The organism is Flavobacterium xueshanense (assembly GCF_900112975.1).
In the GTDB taxonomy this organism is placed as follows: Bacteria; Bacteroidota; Bacteroidia; order Flavobacteriales; family Flavobacteriaceae; genus Flavobacterium; species Flavobacterium xueshanense.
On the sequence record NZ_FONQ01000005.1, the window covers coordinates 157,270 to 180,645 of the forward strand.

Genomic DNA, 23,376 nt, shown 5'->3' on the forward strand with positions numbered 1-23,376 from the left:
CATTCATGATTTCAGCAACCGATTTTATTCCATCACAATATACACATTCGATTGAAGAAGGCAATTTTCAATGGAGCGCTCCCAGCAATATTGCCCTTGTAAAATATTGGGGGAAAAAAGACAATCAAATTCCTGCGAATCCTTCGGTGAGTTTTACGTTGAATAATTGTAAAACGATTACGAAATTGGCTTTCGCCAAAAAAAATACTTCAACTGCGCTCAACATAAAAGATGATTTTTCTTTTGACTTACTTTTTGAAGGACAATCAAAAGAAGATTTCAAGCCAAAAATCCAAAAATTCCTAGAGCGAATCGAAATCTATTTGCCGTTTTTGAAAGACTACCATTTTACGATTGACACTGAAAATACCTTTCCGCACAGTTCGGGAATTGCTTCATCAGCATCTGGAATGGCAGCTTTGGCGATGAACTTGATGAGTTTAGAAAAAGTATTAAATCCTGAAATGACCGATGAATATTTCTATCAGAAAGCGTCTTTATTAGCACGTTTGGGTTCAGGAAGCGCTTGCAGAAGTGTAAAAGGACAAGTTGTAGTGTGGGGAAATCATGCAAATATCTCCGGAAGTTCGGATTTATTTGGCGTGGAATTTCCAAATGCGGTACATGCTAATTTGAAGAATTTTCAAGATACTATTTTACTAGTTGACAAAGGTGAGAAACAAGTTTCAAGTACCGTGGGACATGATTTGATGCACAACCATCCTTTTGCCGAAAGGCGATTTGCACAGGCGCACGAAAATTTAGACCAATTGATTTCAATTTTCGAAAGTGGAAATCTGGACGAATTCATCAAAATTGTAGAGAGCGAAGCCTTAACTTTACATGCCATGATGATGACTTCGATGCCTTATTTTATATTAATGAAACCGAATACGTTGGAGATTATAAATGCGATTTGGAAATTTAGAAATAAAACTAAAATTCCAGTTTGTTTCACGCTGGATGCCGGCGCAAATGTGCATGTTTTATACCCTGAAAATGTAGCCGAAAAAGTTTTACAATTTATTAAGAACGAATTAGTTGGCTATTGTCAAAATGGTCAGTACATTTGTGACGAAATTGGAAATGGCGCTGTGTTGATTTGATTTATTTTTTTCCTATCTTTATTTTTTAAAGAGCTGAAATTATGGATCTTCAATCAGAGAAATTAGAATTGATAAAAATGTTGTTAAAAACAAATGACAAAGTTATAATTGAGGCTGTAAAAAACATTTTGAAATCAGAGAAAAAAGATGTTTGGAAACAATTATCTCCCGAACAAAAAGAACAAATTGATCTGGGAATCCAAGAAGCAAATCGCGGCGACCAAGTTGATTTATAAAAAGCACTTTACAAATACCTAATTATCAACCCCAAATTGCTAATTTACAATACTATATGAAAGGACCTTTATTTTATTCAAAAATATTACTCTTTGGAGAATACGGAATTATTCGTGACTCAAAAGGGCTTTCAATTCCATATAATTTTTACAATGGCGCGCTTAAAAGGGATGAAAATCCAACTGAAGAAGCCATTAAATCTAATGGTAACTTAAGACGTTTTGTAACGTATTTAGAAACCTTACAAAATGAACAATCCGATTTAGTTACTTTTGATTTAGCAACGTTGAAAAACGATGTGGAAACCGGAATGTATTTTGATTCCAGTATTCCTCAAGGCTATGGTGTAGGTAGTAGTGGCGCACTTGTAGCCGCCATTTACGATAAATATGCACAAAATAAAATTACGGTTCTCGAGAATTTAACGCGTGAAAAATTATTGCAGTTAAAAAATATATTTTCTCAAATGGAGAGTTTTTTCCACGGGAAAAGTTCTGGTTTAGATCCTTTGAACAGTTATTTGAGTATCCCGATTCTGATTAATTCTAAAGATAATATTGAAGCAACCGGAATTCCAACACAAAGCTTTGACGGAAAAGGCGCAGTATTTTTATTAGATTCTGGAATTGTAGGTGAAACGGCTCCAATGGTGAATATTTTCATGGAAAACTTGAAAGACAAAGGTTTCCGTGCCATGTTGAAAAATCAATTTGTGAAATATACAGATGCTTGTGTAGAAAATTTCCTTGGCGGAGACATGAAATCATTGTTCATGAACACCAAGAAATTATCAAAAGTAGTTTTGAATAACTTCAAACCAATGATTCCGGAACAATTTCACGGAATTTGGCAACAAGGAATTGACAGCAATGATTACTATTTAAAACTATGCGGTTCTGGCGGTGGCGGTTACATCTTAGGTTTCACCGAAGATTTAGAAAAAGCAAAAGCATCGCTAAAAGATTATAAACTTGAGGTCGTTTATCAGTTTTAAACATCCTCTCCCCAACCCTCTCCAAAGTAGAGGGAGGAGAAAAGCTAAAATAGCATCCTTATTATTGGGATCACATTCTTAAATAAATCTAAATGTTAAGCAGGCAGCACAAACTTCTCCTAATGAAAATTGCAAGTTTGTTCTCTGTGGTTAGAGGCTATAACATTCCCGTCATTATTTTGGCGCAATACCTTTCGGCCATATTTATTTTGGCTCCTGAAAAAAGAGCGTTGGATATTCTGCTTGACTTCCAATTATTCATTCTGGTTTTCGCTTCATCCCTTACGATTGCTTCGGGATATATCATCAATAACTTTTATGACAGTCAAAAGGATTTAATCAATCGGCCAAATAAGTCGATGCTGGATCGATTGGTGAGTCAAAAAACTAAACTAAATGTCTATTTTACGCTCAATTGTATTGTGGCTTTGATGGCTTTATTTGTTTCTTGGCGCGTATTTTTATTCTTTTCGGGCTATATATTTTTCATCTGGTTTTATTCCCACAAAATAAAAAAATACCCAATAATAGGAAATCTGACTGCTGCTTTACTGGCTGTTTTGCCTTTTTTTGCAATCCTGTTGTATTTTTACACTCGGATTCCATTTGAAGAAATTGAAAATTATAAAAGACAATTAGGCGTCATTTTTTCTCATGCTGCTTTTTTATTTTTGCTATTGTTGATTCGGGAAATGGTAAAGGATTTAGAAAATCTAAAAGGAGATTTAGCGAATGATTATAAAACGATTCCTATTGTTTACGGAGAAAAAATTTCAAAAAAAATCATTACCTTTTTGACTATTCTGACAATTCTTCCAGTATACGCTTTAATCGATATTTATGAAGTGGGTTACATGGATATTTATTTTTATTCTTGCCTGATTATCCTGATTTTCTTTTTGCTATACTTATGGAAATCGACAACAAAAACACAATTCCTGCTGCTTCACAACACGTTAAAATTTCTGATCGTGACTGGCGTTTTTTGCATTGTATTGATTAATCCAAGTGTTTTGTGGCATGGAAAAAGATTGTTGATGGTATAATTTTGCCTTTTATTACTATTATAAAGAGGATAAAAAACCATTCCCTTCAAGGCTCACGGATTCCCCGATTGGCTTAGCCCCGATTGCAACGGCATCCTTTTTCTTTTTACTTTAAAAAGAAAAAGATAAAGTGGAAAGCGGGAAATAGCTCCAAAAAAACAATGTAAAACATATTAATCAGCTTATTAACTAGATAGTTAGCGTTTTTATAATTGGCTGTTATTGATTGTCAACTATATAAATAGTATCTTTGCACAAATTACTGGAATATTATGAATAACAAGGAAGGCAATAATAAGAAAAGTGGTCCAAGAGCAGCTAGCTCAAGACCAAGTTCGAATAAGCCAAAACCTGCCATGCAGAAGCGCGCTCAAGGGCCGAAAAAAGTTAAAGTAAATACTAAAGTTGCCGATATCGCTACTGATAAAGTAGAGAAAAAACCAAATCAAGCACCAAAGAGACCGAAAGTAAAAGACGAAATTCGTTTGAATAAATACATTGCTAATTCTGGTGCGTGCTCGCGTCGTGATGCTGATATTTATATTCAATCCGGGACTGTGAAAGTAAACGGAATTCCTGTTACCGAAATGGGATATATGGTAAAACCTGGAGATGTTGTGAATTTTGACGGTGCCACTTTGACTCCGGAGAAAAAAGTGTACATCTTACTAAATAAACCAAAAAACTTTACAACTGCGATGGACGAAGGTCAGGAATATCGTAATGTATTAGAACTGGTAAAAGGTTCTACAACTGCAAAAATTGGTGCGGTAGGGAGAATGGACAAGAATACAACAGGTTTGCTATTGTTCACGAATGACACGGATATGATTCGTAAGTTTACGTTACCAAGTCAAAAATCATCAAAAATATACCAAGTATCATTAGACAAAAACTTAAAATTTGAGGATTTAGAAAAAATAAACAAAGGTTTGACTCTTGACGGACACCGCGTTTTTGTGGAAGATGTAAGTTACATTGATGGTGAAGCTAAAAGTGAAATCGGTTTGCAACTACGATCCGCTAACGTGAAAGTGGTTCGTAATATTTTTGAACATTTTAGTTATGATGTATTGCGAATTGACAGGGTTTCTTTTGCTGGCTTGACTAAGAAGAATTTACCAAGAGGAAACTGGAGATTGCTTACTGAACAAGAAATCATCAATTTGAAGAATGTCTAATCTTTCTTTGAAATTATAAAAATGAAATCCCTTTCGCATAGCGAAATGGGATTTTTTTAATTCAAAATTCAATCCTACCTTAGTATGACACACGAAAAATTACAATCAATTGCATTTAAATGGTTTGAAACTTTCAATAATAAAGAATTAGAAAAACTATTGTCTTTGTACGACGAAGATGCCGTCCATTTTAGTCCAAAACTAAAAATGTACAAACCGGAAAGTAACGGTTTTGTCATTGGCAAAGAAGCCTTGCGAGAATGGTGGAAAGATGCTTTTGAGCGTTTACCAAGCTTGAATTACAAAGTAAAATCGGTTACTGCCAATGGAGACCGTGTTTTCATGGAATATATAAGAACAGTTACCGGCGAAGAGGATTTGCTGGTGGCGGAAGTACTGGACATCAGAGAAGATAAAATAATTGCTTCCCGAGTATATCACGGATAATACCTTTTTGAAGAACAATAAAAAACCCTACAACACATTATTTATGTTGTAGGGTTTTCGTTTTAAAAGAAAATTATAATTATCCTTTTAATTTTTTAAGCGGTTCTGATTTTTTGTTCAAACCACGTTTTCTCAACAGCGGTTCAATACTTGGTTCAGCACCACGGAAACGTTTGTACAGAACCATAGGATCTTCGGTCCCTCCTCTTTCCAATACATTCTCACGGAATAATTTGGCTTTTTCAGGATTAAATAAAGTAGTTGTCTTGAATGCTTCAAAAGCATCCGTGTCCAAAACTCCTGACCAGATGTAGCTGTAATAGCCAGAAGAATATCCTCCAGAGAATATATGACTGAAATATGTACTGCGGTATCTTGGAATTATGGATTGTATTAATCCAATTTTTGTCATTGCTGCTTTTTCGAAAGTATTTGCATCAACGGTGATGTCTTTGGTTTGAGAATGGTATTCTAAATCCAATAACGAAGCCGCCAAATATTCCGTTGTAGCAAAACCTTGATCAAAAGTACCTGCTTTTTTTAATTTATTTACAAGCGCCTCTGGAATTATTTCGCCAGTTTTATAATGCTTTGCATACATTTTTAACACTTCCGGTTCTGCTGCCCAATTCTCCATAATTTGAGAAGGAAGTTCCACGAAATCTCTCGGAACACTTGTTCCCGCTAAACTTTTGTAGGTCACATTCGACAACAATCCGTGTAGCGAATGTCCAAATTCGTGAAAGAAAGTCGTTACTTCATCAAAAGTCAAAAGTGCCGGAGCATTTGCTGAAGGTTTTGTAAAATTACAAACAATCGAAACTACTGGCGCAACACGTTTTCCATCAACCGTTTTCTGACTTCTGTACGAGGTCATCCAAGCACCTCCACGTTTTGATTCACGCGGATGAAAATCCATGTATAAAACACCCAAATGCGTACCATCTTTTTCTGTCACTTCCCAAACGGTTGCGTCTTCATGGTATTTTGGAACGTTAGTCAACGCTTTGAATTGTATTCCGTATAATTTTTCGGTTACCTGAAAAACGCCTTTTCTAACATTCTCTAAACTAAAATACGGTTTTAACTCTTCTTCGTCTAAATCAAAACGTTCTTTTCTGATTTTCTCTGTGTAATATCTCCAGTCATACGGTTGCACCGCACCTTTTATGCCTTCTTTAGCCATCGTTTTCTGAATATCTGAGGCTTCCGTTTTTGCTATTTCCAAAGCTGGTTTCCACAAATCATTCAACAGCTTATTCACATTTTCGGGAGTTTTAGCCATTGATTCTTCCAAGACATAATTGGAATGTGATTTATAACCTAACAACCGTGCTTTTTGCCCACGAAGATTTGCTAATTCAACTGCATTCTTCTTATTATCAAATTCATTGTCCTGATTGCCTCTTGTTTGGTACGCATTCCAAATTTGCTTGCGCAATTCTCGATTAGCACTGTATTGAAGAAATGGCATCACACTGGAATTAGAAAGGGTGAAAACCCATTTTCCTTCTTCGCCTTTTGCTTTGGCATCAACTGCAGCAGCATCAATTAATCCTTGTGGCAATCCCGCTAAATCTTTTTTGGAATCAATAACCATTTCGTAAGAATTGGTTTCCGCCAAAATATTTTGGCCGTATTTCAAACTGGTCAGCGAAAGATTTCCGTTTATTTTACGTAATATTTCTTTATCAGCATTTGATAAATTGGCTCCACTTCGAACGAAATCTTTGTACGCATTGTCTAAAATTTTAGCTTGTTCCAAATTTAAGCCTAGCGTTTCTTTTTTGTCCCAAAGCGTTTTTACTTTTGCGAATAATTTCTCGTTCAGGTAAATATTATCTCTGTGCGCGGAAAGATTTGGCGCCATTTCTTTGGCAATATTCTGAATCTCTTTATTGGTATTCGCCGAATTCAGATTAGAAAAAACCGTATTCACATTCGACAATAATTCCCCGGCATTTTCCATGGCAAGAATCGTATTCTCAAAAGTGGTCGGCTGCATATTATTTGCAATTGCATTAATTTCAGCTTGATGGGTACTGATTCCTTCTAAAATAGCCGGTTTGAAATGTTCATTTTTAATTTTGTCGAAAGGCGGCACATTAAATGGCGTGTCGTAAGCTTGAAAAAATGGATTCATAGTCGTGTTTTCTTTTTTCTCTTGTGCTTCAATTGTTAGCATATTCCCAATGACTAACAAAATGAAAAAGGATTTTTTTCTCATTTAGGTGTAATTAATTAGATTAGTAAATTTAGCAGAAATCTATTAAAAACAAGGGGTACGATGGCGCGTTAACTAAATTTTATGACAAACAAAGATATTTTTACAAACGAAAAATTACCCTTACATTTGAAATTGAAAAAAAAACAATAAATTAGCTCACTCTATTACCAAATATTCATATGAAAAAAATAACCACACTTTTACTATCCGTAGCCACTTCATTATTGCTGTTTAATTGTAAATCGGAAGAAAAAAAACAAGACTTCAGCAGTCTGACAAAAAATTACTTTGACGACAAAAATGCTATGAATCCGCTGGATGCGACTCAAAATGGTCAAAACCAATACAACGATCAGCTGCAATTTGAAATGACGGACAGTTTCAGAAAATCGCAAGAAGCTTTCTTTAACAAATACCAATCTGAATTGCAAAACATCGCTGTTAAAGACTTATCCGAAGAAGAAAAAAACAGTTACGAAATTATTAAATGGGAAGTTGAGATTGGTAAAGACCTATTGAAACAACCTATAAATTTGCTTCCTGTTCATCAGTTTTGGGGTACACACCTAACGATGGGACAATTTGCGGGAGGAACCGGTGCGCAACCTTTTAAAACTGAAAAAGATTATACCAATTTCCTGAAAAGAATGGACAAATATTCCGTTTGGATAGATTCAGCGATGGTGTATATGAAAAAAGGAATCGCAAAAGGTGTTGTATTACCAAAATCGTTAACGGTAAAACTGATTCCACAATTTGCAGAAATGGCGACACCAAACATAGAAGATAATTTATTTTACTCGGCTATAAAATTGATGCCTGCCTCTTTTCCTGACGGCATCAAAGAAGATTTAACAGCAAAATATACTGCGACAATCAATACCAAACTGATTCCACAATATAAAAAAATGGCCGATTTCTTAACCAATGAATACCTTCCTGCCTCCAGAGCGACAAGTGGAATAGGAAGTTTGCCTTTTGGAAAGGATTTGTACGCCACATATGTAAAACAATGGACCACTACCGAAATGACTCCCGGACAAATTCATGAATTGGGATTAAAAGAAGTAGCCCGATTGAATGCAGAAATGGAAAAGGTAAAAACCCAAGTAGGCTTCAAAGGCACTTTATTGGAATTCTTTGAAGAGGTTCGAAACAAAAAAGAATTAAAACCTTTCACGAAACCAGAAGAAGTTATTGCTAATTTTCAAAGCATTTATGCGCGCATTAAACCAAATGTTGATAAATTATTCGCATTGCAACCCACAACTAAATTTGAAATCAGAAGAACGGAAGCTTTTAGAGAAAAAACTGCCAGTGCGGAGTACAACCAAGGAACTGCGGACGGCACACGTCCTGGTATTTTCTATGTTCCGATACCAGATGTAGCGAATTATAATATGTATGGCGATGAAGATTTGTTTTTGCATGAAGCGATTCCGGGTCATCATTTTCAAATATCCCTGCAACAAGAAAATCAAAGTCTTCCTGACTTCAGAAAATTCAATTGGTTTGGCGCTTATGGCGAAGGTTGGGCTCTATACACGGAAAGTTTAGGAAAAGAATTGGGATTATATCAAGATCCGTATCAATATTTTGGGATGCTGGGCAATGAAATGCACCGTGCGGTACGATTAGTAGTTGATACGGGATTACACTCCAAAGGTTGGACCAGAGAGCAAGCCATCAAATATTCATTAGCAAACGAAGCCGAAAGTGAAGCCAGTATTATTCCCGAAATCGAACGCTATATGGCGATTCCAGGACAAGCATTGTCGTATAAAATTGGTCAATTAAAAATCATGGAGCTGCGTAAAAAAGCGGAAACTAAAATGGGCTCTAAATTTGACATTAAAAAATTCCATGAAAAAGTATTGGAATCTGGGGTAATGCCATTAGCATTATTGGAAAATAAAATTAATGCGTGGATTGAAAACAAATAATTTTCAATAATTGGTATAAAAAAAGCTTCTCGATTGAGAAGCTTTTTTTGTGCGGATAATAGGAGTACCACCTTACAATTCACTAAATTAAGCAAAGTTTCAAACATCCACACAAACTCCACAAATACAGTGCTTTAAAACAAAGTTAATTTAGATTAATTTCACGACATCAACATTCATTAACTAAATTTAGGGTAGTTTTTAGGGGAATAGAATATTATTCTTATCTTTGATAAAAAGATAAATTATGGCAACTGGCAAGTTTAGATTGAAGACTAATAATGATTGGAACACAATTTTTTTTAGGTTCAAACAGGGAAAACAATTCGACATCGAAACTTCTACGAGCATACAAGTACCCAAAGGAAGATGGAGCGATATAAAACAAGAAATCCTGACTACAAAAGAAGTTAGCTTCAAAGATATAAATGTAAAGCTTAAAGAATTTAAAGCCTATATCAGCAAGGAATATGAAGACACCAAACTTACCGAAAAATTAATTCTGATAAATTCTAAATGGCTCAAAGAAAAAATAGACATTTTCTTTAATCGTGAAACCAAAAATGAAGAAATTAACGAAAACCTGTTTTTTACAAACTATATCACTTCTTTTATTGAAGAATCTAAGACCAAAAGAAACCGCAAAGGAACACCAATAAAGCCAAGAACAATACAACACTACAACACCACATTAAACAAGGTAATTGCTTTTGAAAAATTCGTAGGTACTAAATTAAAACTCACTGAAATTGACTTAACATTTCATAACGATTTCATTTCTTATCTTGAAAATGAGCAAAAACTCAATCAAAATACTATTGGGGGATATGTGGATGATATAAAATTATTTTGCAGTAATGCAGACAAAAAAGGAATAAGAGTTGCCAAAGAATTTAAACTTACTGAATTTTATTCTCCCAGTAACAAAACAAAGGATATTTATTTAAAAGAGGATGAAATTGATTTAATATTCAACACCAAATTTGAGCAAGATTATCTAGACAATACTCGAGATTGGTTTATAATTGGGCTTCGAACTGGATTACGAATTTCAGATTTTTTAAAACTAACAAAAGAGCATATTGATGATGAATTCATTTATAAAGAAACTGAAAAAACTGAATTTCCAGTAATTATTCCTATTCATAAACAAGTACAAGAAATACTAAAGAAAAGAAACGGAAATTTTCCACGTCAGATAAGCGACCAGAAATTTAATATTTACGTTAAAGAAGTGGCAAAAATTGCGGGATTGGATGAGCAAACCGAAGGAGCAAAAATGGCAGAAATAGAGATTAAGGTTAATGGCAAGAAAGAAACAATACACAGGAAAACTTTTAGCAAATACCCAAAACACGAATTAGTGTCCTCTCATATTTGCAGAAGAACATTTGCCACACTCCTATATGGTAAAATTGACACCCTTACCATCATGAAAATTACTGGACATTTGACCGAAAAACAATTTTTAGGATATATTAAAATTACACCCAAAGAATATGCAGAAAAATTAAAAGCACATTGGAAACAGCAACAACAACTTACAACTGCTTAAATTATCTACCATGTTAATATCCATAAAAATCAATCTTCCTCTGGAGGAAAAGTTCAATCTTTTAATTAAGAATAGAATTAACAACAGCTATGTAAATGAAGATGGAGACTTAATCAATATTTATTCTTCTTCAGAGATAATCAATAAGGAGCTTTTAGAGAAAGGAATAGATTATAAAGATAAAGCTATCGATGATATAATATTAGAATTAAGTTCGAAAAACCATCCTACATTAAGAGTCCAGAATAGAGACTATTCGGAGGAGCTAGGTGTTTTAAAAGACTATATGTTAGAGCTGTCGTTTTATCTGCACGATTATGATTACGACAAGATGAATCCGATTTTACAAAATGTATTTAAGAACCTAAAGCAATATTCAGACCTTTTAAGAAAACACAGGTTTAATTTTTAATCTTAAAATTTAGAAGCTCTTTTGGTTCGATTTCAAAAGCGTTGGCAATCTTAAAAAGTGTATGTATTGTTGTATTTATTATAGCTCTTTACGGGTTTCCGTAAAGATTATTAATTATTTAGTTATAATGTTGTCGCATATTAATCTTAAACTTTAACTATTATGAAAAAAGTAATAATTTTTTGCCTATTTTTATTTCTAAGTTCTTGCTCAAATGACGATAATGGAACAAATACAAGTGGAAACAATGCGTTTATTGGAATTTGGAAAAATGATGAAATAGGGGGGCAAAAATTAACAATTCAATTCAATAGCGATTTTACTTTTTATTATTCCGCAGGAAATCAAAAAGGAACTTATACTCTTAATGGAAATATCGCTACAATAAATTTAAACACAACTAATAATTCGACTGCAACAATAATCGATAAAACACACATAAATTGGGTTGTAATTTGGACTAAAAAATAAGAAAATAAACTTTATTCTTACTTTTTATTCTCACCTATAAAACTATTCTTAATCCAACTTACAACGATTACTTATTAGCTCGTATCTTAAAATTAAAAACTAAATCAAACAAAGTAAAAGCTGATTAAGATTCTCAATTTGAAAAAATAAAAAGTTATTTTACATATAATCTATCTCCTAAATTGCTGATACACCTTCTTCAACATATAATCCTTGACGATGTTTCCAAACTCTTTGTCATTCATCATTTTGGTGAAAATATCCTGATTCTGTTCCATACGGCTAATGGTGGTGTCCATGAATTTGTCTTCAAAACCGTATTTGAAATTCTGCATTGTATTGGATTTAGCTTGAAGACCTAAGTTTTCATCTAAAATCAACTCTTCATAAATTTGGTCAAAATACAACTTATCTGCTGTACTGAATTCAGTTCCAAATCGTTTGTTCAGTACATTGATGATTTCAGATAAAGCCGTTTCTTCCTCTTGACTCATTCGAATTCCTGCTGAACCCCCACCTTCAAGTTCATAAACGCCCTGACTCTCTAACAAAATATCCTGTTCGGTTATTTTTTGAAGTCTGTAATATTCTAATGAAACCTCATCACCCAATTTGAATTTGTCGTCCTGACTGGTACGAGGTAATTTTTTGATTAAGTATCGAGTATAAGTAAATAGTTTTTCTAAATCAATATCCGAAAAGGGCATAATTTGAGTCAAAAATGAATAGGTTCTGGTGAAAACCTGTAACGTGTTTTTTAAGTCTTCTTGTGTTATTTCTATTACAATTGTGTTTTCTTTTGACTGCTCTTGTGGGAGCTTTTTAAATCTATCAACTGCTGGGTCTATAAAAGAATACAACTTCTTTTGGTCTGATACAGTGAGTGATTTAGCGGATTTAAAATACACATTGCAAAAATTATCTACCTCAGATTGCCAAATGATTTGTGAGGCATCTATTTGTGCTTTCAGGTCATACAAATGGTTAGGGTCTGAATTTTCAATTATGGATGTTAATTCATAATACGGTTGAAACGAATTTAAAATATCCTCGGTTTCATTGGCAAAATCCAACACAAAAGTATCTTCTTTACCAGCACACATTCTGTTTAATCGTGATAGTGTTTGCACCGCTTTTACTCCAGATAATTTTTTATCTACGTACATGGTATGCAGTAAAGGCTGGTCAAAACCTGTTTGGTATTTATCAGCTACTAATAGCAATTGGTATTCATCAGAAGCAAATTTCTTTGGTAGCATTTTTTCAGCAAAGCCATTTAGTTCTACTTCAGTTACTCCCTCAGGTGAAGCATCATAAATTACTTTTCCTGAAAAAGCAACAATGGTTTTTATATCCGTATATCCTTTTTCTTTGATGTATTTGTCAAATTCTTCTTTGTAGCGAACAGCGTGAAGTCTGGAGCTACTTACTACCATGGCTTTTGCTTTTCCTCCAATCTTTTTTGAAACTACTTGTCTAAAGTGTTCCACCATTACTTCTGTTTTTTGGGCTAAGTTATGAGGATGTAACGACATAAAACGTCCAATGGCTCTGGATGCTTTTTTCTTGTTTACTTTGGGGTCGTCTTCAATCTCTTTGGATAACTTGAAATAGGTTTTATAAGTCGTATAATTTTTAAGCACGTCCAAAATAAATCCTTCTTCGATAGCTTGTTTCATGGAATACAAATGGAAAGGCTCAGGTTTTCCGTTGCTTCCTTTTGTACCAAAAACTTCAATTGTTTTGGGTTTTGGTGTTGCTGTAAATCCAAAGAAACTCAAATTATCTTGTTTGCCACGTGCCAACATTGATTTTCTTATCTCATCCTCAGCATCTTCTTCTAGTCCTGTGTAAGCTTCATCTTTTTCAGCTTGTTCTAGTGATTTGGATGACAATACTTCTTTCATTTTTTTGGTTGCTTCACCACCTTGAGAAGAGTGAGCTTCATCAATAATCACAGCATATTTCCGAGCTGGGATTTCTCCAATTTTTTCTAATATAAAAGGGAACTTCTGTAAAGTAGTAATGATAATATTAGAGCCAGCTGTCAAAGCATCTGCTAATTGTTGAGAGTCTTTGTCTATCTTTTGAACCACACCATCTTTATGCTCAAACTGATAGATGGTATTTTGCAACTGTGAATCCAAAACTTTTCTATCTGTGATTACGATTACCGAATCAAATATTCGGTTGTTCGCATCATCGTGAAGACTGGATAAACGATAGGACAACCACGCAATTGAATTCGATTTTCCTGAACCAGCCGAATGTTGAATCAAGTAATTTTTTCCAGCTCCATGGTTTCTTGCATCTTCAGTAGCTTTACGTACTACTTGCATCTGGTGAAATCTCGGAAAAATGATACTTTCCTTTTTCTTTTTAATTCCATTCATTTCAAATTCTTCCACACTAAGGTGAAGAAATTTACCTATGATGTCCATGAAACTGTCTTTTGTCCATACTCCTGCGTTTCCATCAGGAAGTTTATCCCATAAATAGGAAGTGCGGTAGCCTTCTTTGTTCAAAGGGTTTCCAGCTCCGTTATCATTTCCTAGATTGAAAGGCAAATAGCGTGTGCGTTTTCCGTCTAGTTTGGTTGTCATATAACATTCATCTGCATCTACAGCAAAATGAACTAAACTTCTTTTCTTGAATAAAAAAATGGGTTCATCGGGTTCACGGTCATACACATATTGCTTTTTAGCATTTTCTACCGATTGACCAGAAAACTGATTTTTAAGCTCTATAGTGGCAATAGGAAGTCCGTTTAATGCAAATACCATGTCAAGCGAGTTTTTGCCCACACGTTCATAATTCACCTGTCTTATGACTGATAAATTATTCTTGTTGTATAATAATTCTGCATCAGGGTTTAAGGTGCTTTCGGGCTTGAAAAATGCCATCTGGAACTTTACTCCATAATCTGTAAAACCATTGCGTATAACGTCCAAAACACCACGTAAATCTATTTCTTTGATAAGGCGTTGAATTACTTTTTTATCTACTTCATCTTTGTGGATATTGGCAAGTTTTGCCCAAAAAGTAGGTTGAGATTCTTTAAGGAAATTTATGATATAGGTAGGAAACAACCCTGTTTGTTCATCAAAATCTTCTGAATAACCTTTAGTATATCCACCATTTTCTAATAAAGCTTCTTCTATTGCTCTTTCAAAGGTCAGTTCTGTATGTATGCCTTTTGCCATTATAGGTTAGTTTCTAATTTTAAAAAATAAAATTTATTGTATTCCTTCCAGTCGAAACTGTAATTACCATCAATTTTAATATTTACAGGAATACCACCAATTGCGGTATTTTTTATAACAGTTCCTTTTATCTCACTTCCATGAGAAATATCATAATCCCATAATTTACCACTTTTTTTGTTGGGAAATATAGCGGTTCTAAAATCTGTCATTACCAACATTATTCCCATCAAGAAATTTTCTTTTTTTGAATAGGATTCTAGTAGCTCAATATCAGAATGAACATCTTTAAAAAATATATCTAAAGCGCCACGCTTTCCTCCACTTGAAGCTAATTCTTTATAACACTTCATTTCAATTGGAAGCTTAAGAATTTTGTCCTCTTTTTCAATTTTAATTACAATATCACATTCTTTAGTTTTACCATTAACATTTATGGTAGTTTCTAGTTCGATTGTGATTTTTTCGTCTTCATGATGAATAGCCAAATCAATTGTATTTTTAAGTAAATAAGCAAAGTTCAATTGCATTGAAGCTTCCTTATTGATTTCAATTAAACCACAACCAATTTTTGCAGAAAAACTTTCCCAGCAAATTTCAATAATATCATTAATCCTTTTGACTAAATTCTCCATTATTTAATAGCTAAAGATGAGTGAATAAATAAAAAATCTGATTGATTTTTATTTATAAAATTAACTGGTATAACTTCTTTTATATAATTTGTAAATTCTTGTTCCCAATGAGAGTGGTCTTTAAAAAAATCTTTAAAATATTCATCTCCAGTAAATCCAAGATACAATAAAACTACTGGAATATTAAGTTGTTTCAATTTCCAAGCAAATGCAACTCTATTGCTCAATTGGTAATGTTTGTCCCTTGAAATATCAAAACCAGTGTAAGTGCAATTTAAATTACCACAGGCTTCTTTCATTCTAGCATCTATGTTATTATGGTTAATCATCGACCCCTCAGAAGGCTCGTCTTTTAAACGTTTTCCTTTTAGGTCAAATTCTTTGATATGAGCTTTTGCTTCGACTAATAAGATAGCTTCTTTCCCATTTAATTGACACAATGAAAGCATATCCCAAGTAGGTGCTTTTCCTCCACGAGGATTCCACCATTTATTAAAATTAGAATTCACATCTTTTAACGATGGAAATCTTTCAGCTAGGTTATTCTTATCTATGAAATATTGTAATTCATACTCAAAGTCATCATTTGAACCCTTTGGTTGAACTGTTTTATTGTCAGAAATATTGGCATCATACGGTTGAAGAATGTTATTCAAGGTATTGATGAAATCTTTTCTTTCAAGTAAATCTAAAATGTGTTTTCTACTTCCTTTATGTGCCATAATTTGTCTTATTTATAACATTTTTCCAATTTGTTCATAAACTTGTGGGTTGGTTAAAATATTAGCTAAAATATTAGATGCTACATCTGAACCAAAAGATTTTATTTTTTCCATAAATGATTTCTTTTTTTCTTTTGATTCTATATCAGCTTCAAGAATTTCTTTTAATTCATCAATTTCCGAGGTTCTGAGTTCGCCTTTAAGAACTTCAACAATAAACTCAAAATTGATACTTACTTGAGTAGATTGATTTTGTTCGTTATGTTGATGAACATTAAAACTTAAAGCATCTGTATTGTTTTTTTCGGTAAGATGTGGAAGTCCAAAATTTTCAATATCTGAAATTAAACCATTTAATAATTCACTTGCTTCACTTTTAGCATCAGCTGTTCTATCTGAATACTGAAAACTGTGAATCCCTTTAAGTGCCGAATAACTCGTGTGTTTTTCACCGTATATATGCGCTAAGGTTTGCAATGTTCTTGTTTTCCATTCATTAAATCTCTGAGATTCAGAAATTTTATTCAATGCTTCTAATCTTTTTTGAAGTGCTTCTATGGCTTTTTCATCTGTAATCATATTAATTCAATTTTTCTTTTCTCACATCCACCTTACCCGTAACCACTTCACTTATCAAAGCCGTTTTGTATTCTTTTAATAGTTCTATTTCTTGTAGAGAATTATTGAATACAGTATCAATTTTTTTTAAAGCTTTTTCAATCATAACTACCAATTCAAATTGTTCTTCATATGGAGGAAATGCGATAGTTATATTTCGTAAATCACCTATTAGAATTACAGGTTGCATACTTGAAGAATTATTAAAATCAATTTGTTTTTTTGTTGCGTCAGCAATTAGATTATAAAATAAAAATTCAGGATAAACCAAATCAGTATTTGGATTTATTCTTGCTATATTTTGATTAATGTGATATTTATCGTTTTCTTGAATAATAGCTGCATTACCAATAGTACCTGTGCATGGATAAACTATATCATTTTTATAAAGCTTTGAACGAAATAATTTTAATGATAATTCAGAAGAAATTCTTTCTGTTTTAATATCATTTACTTTGCCGTTTGAAATATTATAACCTCTTAATGCGATTATTTCTCCGTTTTCATTTGTTTCCCACTCTTTTGTATATTCAAATCCTGATAACTTAGTAATAAAACAAAAAAACTTCAACTTCTTCACCTCCCAATGCTCAGGAATTTCCCCCAGCCATTCAATACCTGAATCTTTCATCTTTACTTTTGGGTCTAAACCTTTGGTAACAGCTTGATTGATTAAAGCGGTGCGTTCTTCTTGTAATAAACTAATAAACTGCTGTTTTTTAGCAATTAAAGTATCTATTTGAGTGGTTTTGTGGTCTAGGTAGTTGGCGATTGATAGCTGCTCGTCAATAGGAGGAAATAATGATTCAAAATTTCTTATTAATGAAATTGCGACTCCCCCAATTAAGCCAGACATAGAAATTTGAAATTGTTTTTGAAATAGTGGGCTTTGTATGTAAAAAAATAAATATTTTGAATTGTTATTTTCATTAGAATTAAAACAAGCCAATTTATTTACAAAATAAATATCTTCATCAACAAAAGCCAATTTTCTACCAGCACTGCCTCCTTCGATACAAATTAAAAAAGAATTTTTGGGAGCAATTTTAAATTTAATATTGTCAATAGGGATTCTTAAACCATTATGATAATCAATTTTTGAAGCATCTAAATCAATATCTTTAGTCGAAACATAAGGTACTGAGTTTTCAATCATAGCTGAATATTTTATCTTTTCATCATCTTTGAGGCTATCTCCATTAAAAATTTTACAATGAAATTTCAACTTACTAATATCCCAATGCTCAGGAATTTCACCAATCCATTCAATTCCAGAATCTTTATAGTTATCGTATTTCATCATAATTTATCCGATAACTTCTTTAAGTAAACCATCTGTTTCTTGCTCAATAGCCATAATGTCTTTACGGATATCATCCAAAGAACGTAAAGGTTTGTATTGGTAAAAATATTTGGTAAAATTTACTTCATACCCTATGTTGGTTTTGCTGTGGTCTATCCAAGCATCAGGAACGTGTGGCAACACTTCTTTTTCCATATAGTCTTGCATATCTACAGTCAACGGAATGTTTTCGGTATCTCGCAATGAAGAATCTGGTTTTGGGTTACCTTTTTTATCGGTTACTACTTGACCTTTGGCATTGCGTTCTGGTCTTTCAACTGTTACTTTAGCATAACCAAAAGCTTTATTATCGAATATCTTAGAATATTCTGAAGGTTTAAAATTACCATAAATTTCAGTGATTTCAGCAATTTGTTTTTTGGTGATTTCGTTACGCTTGTTTCCTAATGATTTACTCATTTTCTTAGAGAAATCAATAGCGTTTATGAGTTGTACTTTTCCTTTGCGTTCCGTAGGCTTATGATTGGAAATCACCCATACATAAGTAGAAATTCCTGTATTATAAAACAATTGGTTAGGTAATGCAATTACAGCTTCTAAGAGGTCGTTTTCTATAATCCATTGTCTTATACTACTTTCGTTTTTCGTCTTACTAGGAGAGCCAGAAAAGAGTGGTGAACCGTTGAATACCAATGCTAAACGAGAGCCACCATCTTCAGGATGTTTCATTTTACTCATTAAATGCATCAAGAATAAAAAAGAACCATCTCCCACAGAAGGTAATCCAGCTCCAAAGCGTCCTCCATGTCCCAATTGTTCGTGTTCTGCCTTCACAGGTTTGGCAAATTTTTCCCATTTTACTCCAAATGGGGGGTTGGTAATTAGGTAATCAAACTTTTCGTTCTCTAATTTGTCTTCCGAAATAGAATTTCCTTTTTTAATATTGGAAGCGTTTTGTCCTTTTATCAATAAATCTGATTTACAGATTGCATAGGATTCTGGGTTTAATTCTTGTCCAAATACTTCCAGTCGTGCATCTGGATTTAGCTCATTTAAGTATTCTTCAGCAACGGATAACATTCCACCTGTTCCAGCACAACAATCATAAATGGTTTTGGTAATTCCTTTCTTGGTCAAAATATCTCTATCGTTCAAGAACAAGATGTTAACCATCAGTTTGATAACCTCACGAGGAGTAAAATGCTCTCCAGCGGTTTCGTTAGAAATCTCAGCAAATTTGCGGATTAACTCTTCAAACATATAGCCCATTTCCATGCTTGAAATACGGTCTGGATGCAAATCTATTTCTTGAAAACGTTTGATAACCATGAACAATAAATTGTTGTCATCCATTTTATTAATTTGGTTTTCGAACTCAAATTGCTCAATAATTTCTCTAGCTTCTTCAGAAAATCCGTTGATGTAGTTTCTAAGATTTAAAGCAATATTATTAGGGTCAGCAACCAACTTATCAAAGGTAAAATTGCTTTTATTGTGAAATTTATATCCAGAAGCCCTGTTCAATAATGCATCAAGGTCTTCAATACCAGTATTTTTTAATTGTTCGTATTTTTTTAAAACATCCTCTTTTGAAGATTCTAAAACGCAATCCAATCTTCTCAGTACAGTTAATGGTAGTATTACTTTACCGTAGTCACTTTGTTTGTAATCACCTCTTAATAAGTCAGCAATAGACCAAATAAAATTGGCTGATTCTTTAACGTTCTTCATTTATTCTTTTAATTAATTGTAGGTAAATATAGAGATATTAAAGTATTTATTACTTTTAAAATCTTATAAAATACTCAATGTGGTCTTCTGTAAATCGGGCTCAATAAACAAATTTAGGTTTGTTTTTACAATACCCACATTTAGTGATATTTGAAAAATTATTTAATTTGCTAGTAATTCTAAAACTTATAAAATGGATAACGCAATCTTATTACAAAATTTAACTCCAAAGGACTTGGAAGAGTTAATCACCAGAGTAGTGAAAGAACAATTACAAGAATTTGTAAAAAATGTACCCACCGAAAATCCTGATGAATTATTAACCAGAGCAGAAGCATCTAGTTTGTTGAAGATTAATATTACTACACTACATAATTGGACTAAAAAAGGTACTATAATAGCTTACGGTATTGGCAATAGAGTCTATTATAAACGTGGGGAATTAATGGCAAGCTTGATTCGAATTAACTAATTATCTGAGTAATTTTGTAGAATACTAAGCCCATACAAAATATTGCTATAACACGAAGTTTTAATGTAATGATGAAAACTTGGGATGAATTACGTGAACGTGTTTCTACTTTTGCATTGTTAGCTGGAGTAAAACTTAGGAATCAAAACAGTAATTGCGAATTGATTCAGGTCTTCATCTATACCAACAGATTCCGACAAGAATTACCGCAATATAGTGGCTATAAAACAGTGAAATTACAGTTTCCAACTTCATCTACATTTGAGTTAAATAAGTACGCTCAAATGGCTTGAAATTCAATATATAAAGATGGATATAGTTACAAAAAAGCAGGTGTAATATTGACGGGTTTTTCACAAGACGAAACCCAGCAATCATCTATGTTTGAGTATGAAAACCCAAAGCATAAAGTATTGATGAATGTATTGAATAAAAGGAATATTAAGATGGGTGATAAGGTGAAGTTTGGTGGTCAAGACTTGAAAAGAAAATGGAAAATGAAACAAGAAAGTTTATCACCGTGTTACAGCACAAACTTAAAGGATATAATAACTATTAAATGTTAAACCTATTCTTTAGATTTGCCAAATCATCCGAAATAAAAAACTAATTTCAAATTAAGCTTGATGCTCAAATTGCTAGCAGCTTGTTTTAGCGGTAGTTATTTTCTGTTAGTTAATCTTTTCGCATTACTTATGTGCAAATTTACTATTCTATTTTTCGCAGTTCCTTTAACCCAATTCCCGCCAATAATAGTATTAGTTTGCTTTACAAGTTTGTCAAAGTGATTTAATTCTTTTTGACTTGCAACATGTCCAAAATACATTTCTGCAAGTTTTTCTCTTGGTGCACTATATCCACCATATGCCCAAATTTGGGAAGTTGTTAGATTATCAACTTTTAAAATAATTTCAGCTTCAGAATTTTTAAAAAAACCAATACCTGTCTTGTAACTAGTAATTTCATTCTTTTGAGCTTCACAAGCTTCTAAAAATGATACTTCTTTATATAATTCATAAAGATTTATAACGATACTAAAATTAGGTTCGTTATTATGAATTTCAAATATTACACCTTGATAACCGATTGAAGGAACACCACCATTAAAGTTTTGAACAACGGATTTATCGAAAGTCCAAGAAGAATATGTTTCTGGCAATTTCATATTTGCACCCAGAATAAGTGAATTTGTTCCTGTCAGCGAAACTTGACGATAGCAATTTGAACTCATTGCTTTAAATCTTTCTGGTAAATCTTTAGAATATTCAATAATTCTTTCTGCAATTTGTGTTTTATTAGCACCTATTCCTGTAGAATGCCAATCATTAATTGCTTGTAATAGTTCTAATTTATACATATTTTTTTTAAATAATTACCGCTAACTTACCCTTGCTACCAGTGGTTTGGGATTAAAGAGGCGAGATTTTTCAATTATACATAATTTTCCAAGTACAAAACCATCTTTAAATTCAGCCTAATGCCCAAATCTCTTGTAACGGCTGTTACCTGTAGTGCGTTATACTCTTGTAAAAGTAAAATTGCTTATTTTCAAAGTAAAAACCGCTAAATACGGATATAAAATTTTTAGAAGCTCTACTTTGTTTTGGTAACCAAATATTTCAGGAACAACAGTTGTTTCTCCATTATGAACAAAGTTATTTCGTACTGCATAAATAATTGTCAAAATTTCGCTATTAGTTAAGTTAAATTGTGAATTTTTTACTTTCACAATAATTTCATTCAATCTTCTTCGTTGACCATGTATTGAGTTTTCCAAAGAATAATTTAAATATTCTATTAACAATTCTCTTTTTGCTTGGATAGAATATATCTCATTTAGTTTATCTTGTATCAACTCTAGCGAACGAGAAATTTCGATTGATTGAGCATAATTTAAATGAACAACACTATCTATCCATTCGATTTTGTTTTTTGATGCACCAACCGTTTCTGTATAAAATTTTATGTAAGTTTCGTAGGCAAACCAAAGGTCAGCTAATTTATAATATAGTAGATGACAAAGTTTTAAATCATTTTCTTTATCCGAAACAAAGAAATTATTTAGTCGTATTTCTCTAATGCCAAAAGCCAACCTTATTTTTACGTCTAAATTTTGATACTCATTAAAAATTCTCTGAAGTCTTTCTAATTCGATTTCATTTTCAAAATTATTAAATATTCTATTATGAAGTATGTCTCTATTCGCTTGAAATAAGTTATATTCTCGAAGGAAATTTTCATAATCATTTTCCATAGTTGAATTTAAATTGAGTTTTTTTTGAGGGCATTACCGCTAACGTCAGTTCGTCTAAAAACCTTTAAACGAACTCATTTTAGTTAATCAGTGAGTAAATATATGTGATTTAAACTACAATTAAAATTCTTTCTGGGAAAAGTCGCTTTAGGATTATCAAAACAAAACAATCCGTAAAAAGCGTTAAAAACTGCTGTTAGAACCCCAAAATACAAAGCCAATACTTTTAGATATTGTTTTAGTAGATTTTGGTCTATTAAATTAAATATTCGACGCAGGTTGTAAGCTGAAAAAATCAATCCAACATCAGCAGAGGCATGTTTAATGGTTTTCTTAGTCATGATATAATAGAAATCCCATTGGCGTTTTATCACTCCGTATGGATGTTCCACTATGGCTTGCCTTCTGCGATAGACTTCATAATTATTTTCGATTCGTACTTTATTTTGAAAAATTAAATCAGCGTATTGGGAGCGTTCAATGAGTCTGCCTTTGGCATTTTTGGTACATTTTTTATAAAGTTGACAAGTCAAACACGCACTAGTTTTGTAATGCTTCATCTGGGTTATTGATTTGCCGTTCTTTTTGGCGTACCAATTTCCGTTGGTCGTTAGGGTTTTATTGGCAGGACAGGTATAGGAATCGGTGGTTATGTTGTATTTAAAATGTTCTACATCAAAAGCCAAATCAGGTGCGTGAGCAGAAACTCCTGGAATAGCTACCAGCACATCAATGCCAAGTCTATTAGCATAATCGAACTCACTCCCTGTGTGATAGCCTTTATCATAAATGGCGGTAAAATTGTTGTGTCCCAAAATG

Annotated in this window: 23 protein-coding genes; 13 read left to right on the forward strand and 10 right to left on the reverse strand. The window is 32.9% G+C overall.

The window, feature by feature from the left end; translation table 11 throughout:
• Positions 1–5: 5 nt before the first annotated feature.
• The 6 genes from BMZ76_RS07160 (at position 6) to BMZ76_RS07185 (ending at position 5,011) form a co-directional block, all read left to right on the forward strand.
• Positions 6–1,106, forward strand: a complete 1,101-nt coding sequence (locus BMZ76_RS07160) for a diphosphomevalonate decarboxylase (RefSeq protein WP_091204372.1) — start codon at positions 6–8, stop codon at positions 1,104–1,106.
• Between the two features lie 41 nt (positions 1,107–1,147).
• Positions 1,148–1,342 (forward strand): hypothetical protein, encoded by a 195-nt coding sequence (locus BMZ76_RS07165; protein ID WP_091204374.1) that lies wholly within the window; start codon positions 1,148–1,150, stop codon positions 1,340–1,342.
• 56 nt (positions 1,343–1,398) lie between these two features.
• On the forward strand, positions 1,399–2,337 hold the full coding sequence (locus tag BMZ76_RS07170) for a mevalonate kinase family protein (RefSeq protein WP_091204376.1): 939 nt from the start codon (positions 1,399–1,401) through the stop codon (positions 2,335–2,337).
• 92 nt (positions 2,338–2,429) lie between these two features.
• On the forward strand, positions 2,430–3,383 hold the full coding sequence (locus BMZ76_RS07175; protein WP_091204378.1) for a geranylgeranylglycerol-phosphate geranylgeranyltransferase: 954 nt from the start codon (positions 2,430–2,432) through the stop codon (positions 3,381–3,383).
• A 272-nt stretch (positions 3,384–3,655) separates the two neighbouring features.
• Positions 3,656–4,564: a pseudouridine synthase gene (locus BMZ76_RS07180; protein ID WP_091204380.1), complete on the forward strand. Its 909-nt coding sequence runs from the start codon at positions 3,656–3,658 to the stop codon at positions 4,562–4,564.
• Positions 4,565–4,648: 84 nt separating this feature from the next.
• On the forward strand, positions 4,649–5,011 hold the full coding sequence (locus BMZ76_RS07185; protein WP_091204386.1) for a nuclear transport factor 2 family protein: 363 nt from the start codon (positions 4,649–4,651) through the stop codon (positions 5,009–5,011).
• A 79-nt stretch (positions 5,012–5,090) separates the two neighbouring features.
• Here the strand turns inward: BMZ76_RS07185 and BMZ76_RS07190 are convergent, their stop codons facing one another.
• Positions 5,091–7,238 carry a M3 family metallopeptidase gene (locus BMZ76_RS07190; protein WP_091204389.1) on the reverse strand — a complete coding sequence of 716 codons (2,148 nt, stop codon included), beginning with the start codon at positions 7,236–7,238 and terminating at the stop codon, positions 5,091–5,093.
• 179 nt (positions 7,239–7,417) lie between these two features.
• Between BMZ76_RS07190 and BMZ76_RS07195 the strand changes: the two genes are divergently transcribed.
• The 4 genes from BMZ76_RS07195 (at position 7,418) to BMZ76_RS07210 (ending at position 11,619) form a co-directional block, all read left to right on the forward strand.
• Positions 7,418–9,181: a DUF885 domain-containing protein gene (locus BMZ76_RS07195; RefSeq protein WP_091204392.1), complete on the forward strand. Its 1,764-nt coding sequence runs from the start codon at positions 7,418–7,420 to the stop codon at positions 9,179–9,181.
• 247 nt (positions 9,182–9,428) lie between these two features.
• The gene (locus BMZ76_RS07200; protein WP_091204394.1) at positions 9,429–10,736 is read left to right on the forward strand and encodes a site-specific integrase; all 1,308 of its coding nucleotides are present in this window, start codon (positions 9,429–9,431) and stop codon (positions 10,734–10,736) included.
• 10 nt (positions 10,737–10,746) lie between these two features.
• A complete protein-coding gene (locus BMZ76_RS07205; RefSeq protein ID WP_091204397.1) occupies positions 10,747–11,148 on the forward strand; it encodes a hypothetical protein in 402 nt (133 codons plus the stop codon).
• Positions 11,149–11,310: 162 nt separating this feature from the next.
• Positions 11,311–11,619, forward strand: coding sequence for a hypothetical protein (locus BMZ76_RS07210; RefSeq protein ID WP_091204401.1), 309 nt, complete (start codon positions 11,311–11,313; stop codon positions 11,617–11,619).
• Positions 11,620–11,789: 170 nt separating this feature from the next.
• Here the strand turns inward: BMZ76_RS07210 and BMZ76_RS07215 are convergent, their stop codons facing one another.
• From BMZ76_RS07215 to BMZ76_RS07240, 6 genes are read right to left on the reverse strand one after another with little or no spacing between them, the layout of a single operon-like run.
• Entirely contained in the window at positions 11,790–14,822 is a 3,033-nt protein-coding gene (locus tag BMZ76_RS07215) for a type I restriction endonuclease subunit R (RefSeq protein WP_091204404.1), read from the reverse strand.
• Positions 14,822–15,457 carry a hypothetical protein gene (locus tag BMZ76_RS07220; protein ID WP_091204407.1) on the reverse strand — a complete coding sequence of 212 codons (636 nt, stop codon included), beginning with the start codon at positions 15,455–15,457 and terminating at the stop codon, positions 14,822–14,824. The genes BMZ76_RS07215 and BMZ76_RS07220 overlap by 1 nt, the downstream gene beginning before the upstream one ends.
• On the reverse strand, positions 15,457–16,179 hold the full coding sequence (locus tag BMZ76_RS07225) for a hypothetical protein (RefSeq protein WP_091204409.1): 723 nt from the start codon (positions 16,177–16,179) through the stop codon (positions 15,457–15,459). The genes BMZ76_RS07220 and BMZ76_RS07225 overlap by 1 nt, the downstream gene beginning before the upstream one ends.
• Positions 16,180–16,191: 12 nt before the next feature.
• Positions 16,192–16,758 (reverse strand): hypothetical protein, encoded by a 567-nt coding sequence (locus BMZ76_RS07230; RefSeq protein WP_091204412.1) that lies wholly within the window; start codon positions 16,756–16,758, stop codon positions 16,192–16,194.
• 1 nt (position 16,759) lies between these two features.
• The gene (locus tag BMZ76_RS07235) at positions 16,760–18,100 is read right to left on the reverse strand and encodes a restriction endonuclease subunit S (RefSeq protein WP_091204417.1); all 1,341 of its coding nucleotides are present in this window, start codon (positions 18,098–18,100) and stop codon (positions 16,760–16,762) included.
• A 3-nt stretch (positions 18,101–18,103) separates the two neighbouring features.
• Positions 18,104–19,831, reverse strand: a complete 1,728-nt coding sequence (locus BMZ76_RS07240) for a type I restriction-modification system subunit M (RefSeq protein WP_091204420.1) — start codon at positions 19,829–19,831, stop codon at positions 18,104–18,106.
• A 193-nt stretch (positions 19,832–20,024) separates the two neighbouring features.
• Between BMZ76_RS07240 and BMZ76_RS07245 the strand changes: the two genes are divergently transcribed.
• The 3 genes from BMZ76_RS07245 to BMZ76_RS16440 all read left to right on the forward strand — a co-directional run bounded on the left by BMZ76_RS07245 (position 20,025) and on the right by BMZ76_RS16440 (position 20,869).
• Complete coding sequence (locus tag BMZ76_RS07245) at positions 20,025–20,303, forward strand: helix-turn-helix domain-containing protein (protein ID WP_091204423.1); 279 nt, start codon at positions 20,025–20,027, stop codon at positions 20,301–20,303.
• Between the two features lie 47 nt (positions 20,304–20,350).
• Positions 20,351–20,596: a DinB/UmuC family translesion DNA polymerase gene (locus tag BMZ76_RS07250; RefSeq protein WP_262987276.1), complete on the forward strand. Its 246-nt coding sequence runs from the start codon at positions 20,351–20,353 to the stop codon at positions 20,594–20,596.
• A 123-nt stretch (positions 20,597–20,719) separates the two neighbouring features.
• Positions 20,720–20,869: a DUF4113 domain-containing protein gene (locus BMZ76_RS16440; RefSeq protein WP_396230395.1), complete on the forward strand. Its 150-nt coding sequence runs from the start codon at positions 20,720–20,722 to the stop codon at positions 20,867–20,869.
• 95 nt (positions 20,870–20,964) lie between these two features.
• Here BMZ76_RS16440 and BMZ76_RS07260 read toward each other — a convergent pair whose 3' ends face one another.
• The 3 genes from BMZ76_RS07260 to BMZ76_RS07270 all read right to left on the reverse strand — a co-directional run.
• On the reverse strand, positions 20,965–21,660 hold the full coding sequence (locus tag BMZ76_RS07260; RefSeq protein ID WP_091204433.1) for a hypothetical protein: 696 nt from the start codon (positions 21,658–21,660) through the stop codon (positions 20,965–20,967).
• 159 nt (positions 21,661–21,819) lie between these two features.
• Positions 21,820–22,557, reverse strand: coding sequence for a hypothetical protein (locus BMZ76_RS07265; protein WP_091204435.1), 738 nt, complete (start codon positions 22,555–22,557; stop codon positions 21,820–21,822).
• An 83-nt stretch (positions 22,558–22,640) separates the two neighbouring features.
• Positions 22,641–23,376 (reverse strand): transposase (locus BMZ76_RS07270; RefSeq protein WP_208857641.1); only part of this gene is annotated, 736 nt, incomplete at its 5' end.

Coding starts and splice junctions, on each gene's coding strand:
- BMZ76_RS07190 (WP_091204389.1), bottom strand. CDS start 7,238: ATGAGAAAAAAATCCTTTTTCATTTTGTTAGTCATTGGGAATATGCTA.
- BMZ76_RS07160 (WP_091204372.1), top strand. CDS start 6: ATGATTTCAGCAACCGATTTTATTCCATCACAATATACACATTCGATT.
- BMZ76_RS07170 (WP_091204376.1), top strand. CDS start 1,399: ATGAAAGGACCTTTATTTTATTCAAAAATATTACTCTTTGGAGAATAC.
- BMZ76_RS07235 (WP_091204417.1), bottom strand. CDS start 18,100: ATGATGAAATACGATAACTATAAAGATTCTGGAATTGAATGGATTGGT.
- BMZ76_RS07205 (WP_091204397.1), top strand. CDS start 10,747: ATGTTAATATCCATAAAAATCAATCTTCCTCTGGAGGAAAAGTTCAAT.
- BMZ76_RS07180 (WP_091204380.1), top strand. CDS start 3,656: ATGAATAACAAGGAAGGCAATAATAAGAAAAGTGGTCCAAGAGCAGCT.
- BMZ76_RS07220 (WP_091204407.1), bottom strand. CDS start 15,457: ATGGAGAATTTAGTCAAAAGGATTAATGATATTATTGAAATTTGCTGG.
- BMZ76_RS07240 (WP_091204420.1), bottom strand. CDS start 19,831: ATGAAGAACGTTAAAGAATCAGCCAATTTTATTTGGTCTATTGCTGAC.
- BMZ76_RS07265 (WP_091204435.1), bottom strand. CDS start 22,557: ATGGAAAATGATTATGAAAATTTCCTTCGAGAATATAACTTATTTCAA.
- BMZ76_RS07165 (WP_091204374.1), top strand. CDS start 1,148: ATGGATCTTCAATCAGAGAAATTAGAATTGATAAAAATGTTGTTAAAA.
- BMZ76_RS07200 (WP_091204394.1), top strand. CDS start 9,429: ATGGCAACTGGCAAGTTTAGATTGAAGACTAATAATGATTGGAACACA.
- BMZ76_RS16440 (WP_396230395.1), top strand. CDS start 20,720: ATGAATGTATTGAATAAAAGGAATATTAAGATGGGTGATAAGGTGAAG.
- BMZ76_RS07210 (WP_091204401.1), top strand. CDS start 11,311: ATGAAAAAAGTAATAATTTTTTGCCTATTTTTATTTCTAAGTTCTTGC.
- BMZ76_RS07245 (WP_091204423.1), top strand. CDS start 20,025: ATGGATAACGCAATCTTATTACAAAATTTAACTCCAAAGGACTTGGAA.
- BMZ76_RS07230 (WP_091204412.1), bottom strand. CDS start 16,758: ATGATTACAGATGAAAAAGCCATAGAAGCACTTCAAAAAAGATTAGAA.
- BMZ76_RS07225 (WP_091204409.1), bottom strand. CDS start 16,179: ATGGCACATAAAGGAAGTAGAAAACACATTTTAGATTTACTTGAAAGA.
- BMZ76_RS07260 (WP_091204433.1), bottom strand. CDS start 21,660: ATGTATAAATTAGAACTATTACAAGCAATTAATGATTGGCATTCTACA.
- BMZ76_RS07175 (WP_091204378.1), top strand. CDS start 2,430: ATGTTAAGCAGGCAGCACAAACTTCTCCTAATGAAAATTGCAAGTTTG.
- BMZ76_RS07215 (WP_091204404.1), bottom strand. CDS start 14,822: ATGGCAAAAGGCATACATACAGAACTGACCTTTGAAAGAGCAATAGAA.
- BMZ76_RS07185 (WP_091204386.1), top strand. CDS start 4,649: ATGACACACGAAAAATTACAATCAATTGCATTTAAATGGTTTGAAACT.
- BMZ76_RS07195 (WP_091204392.1), top strand. CDS start 7,418: ATGAAAAAAATAACCACACTTTTACTATCCGTAGCCACTTCATTATTG.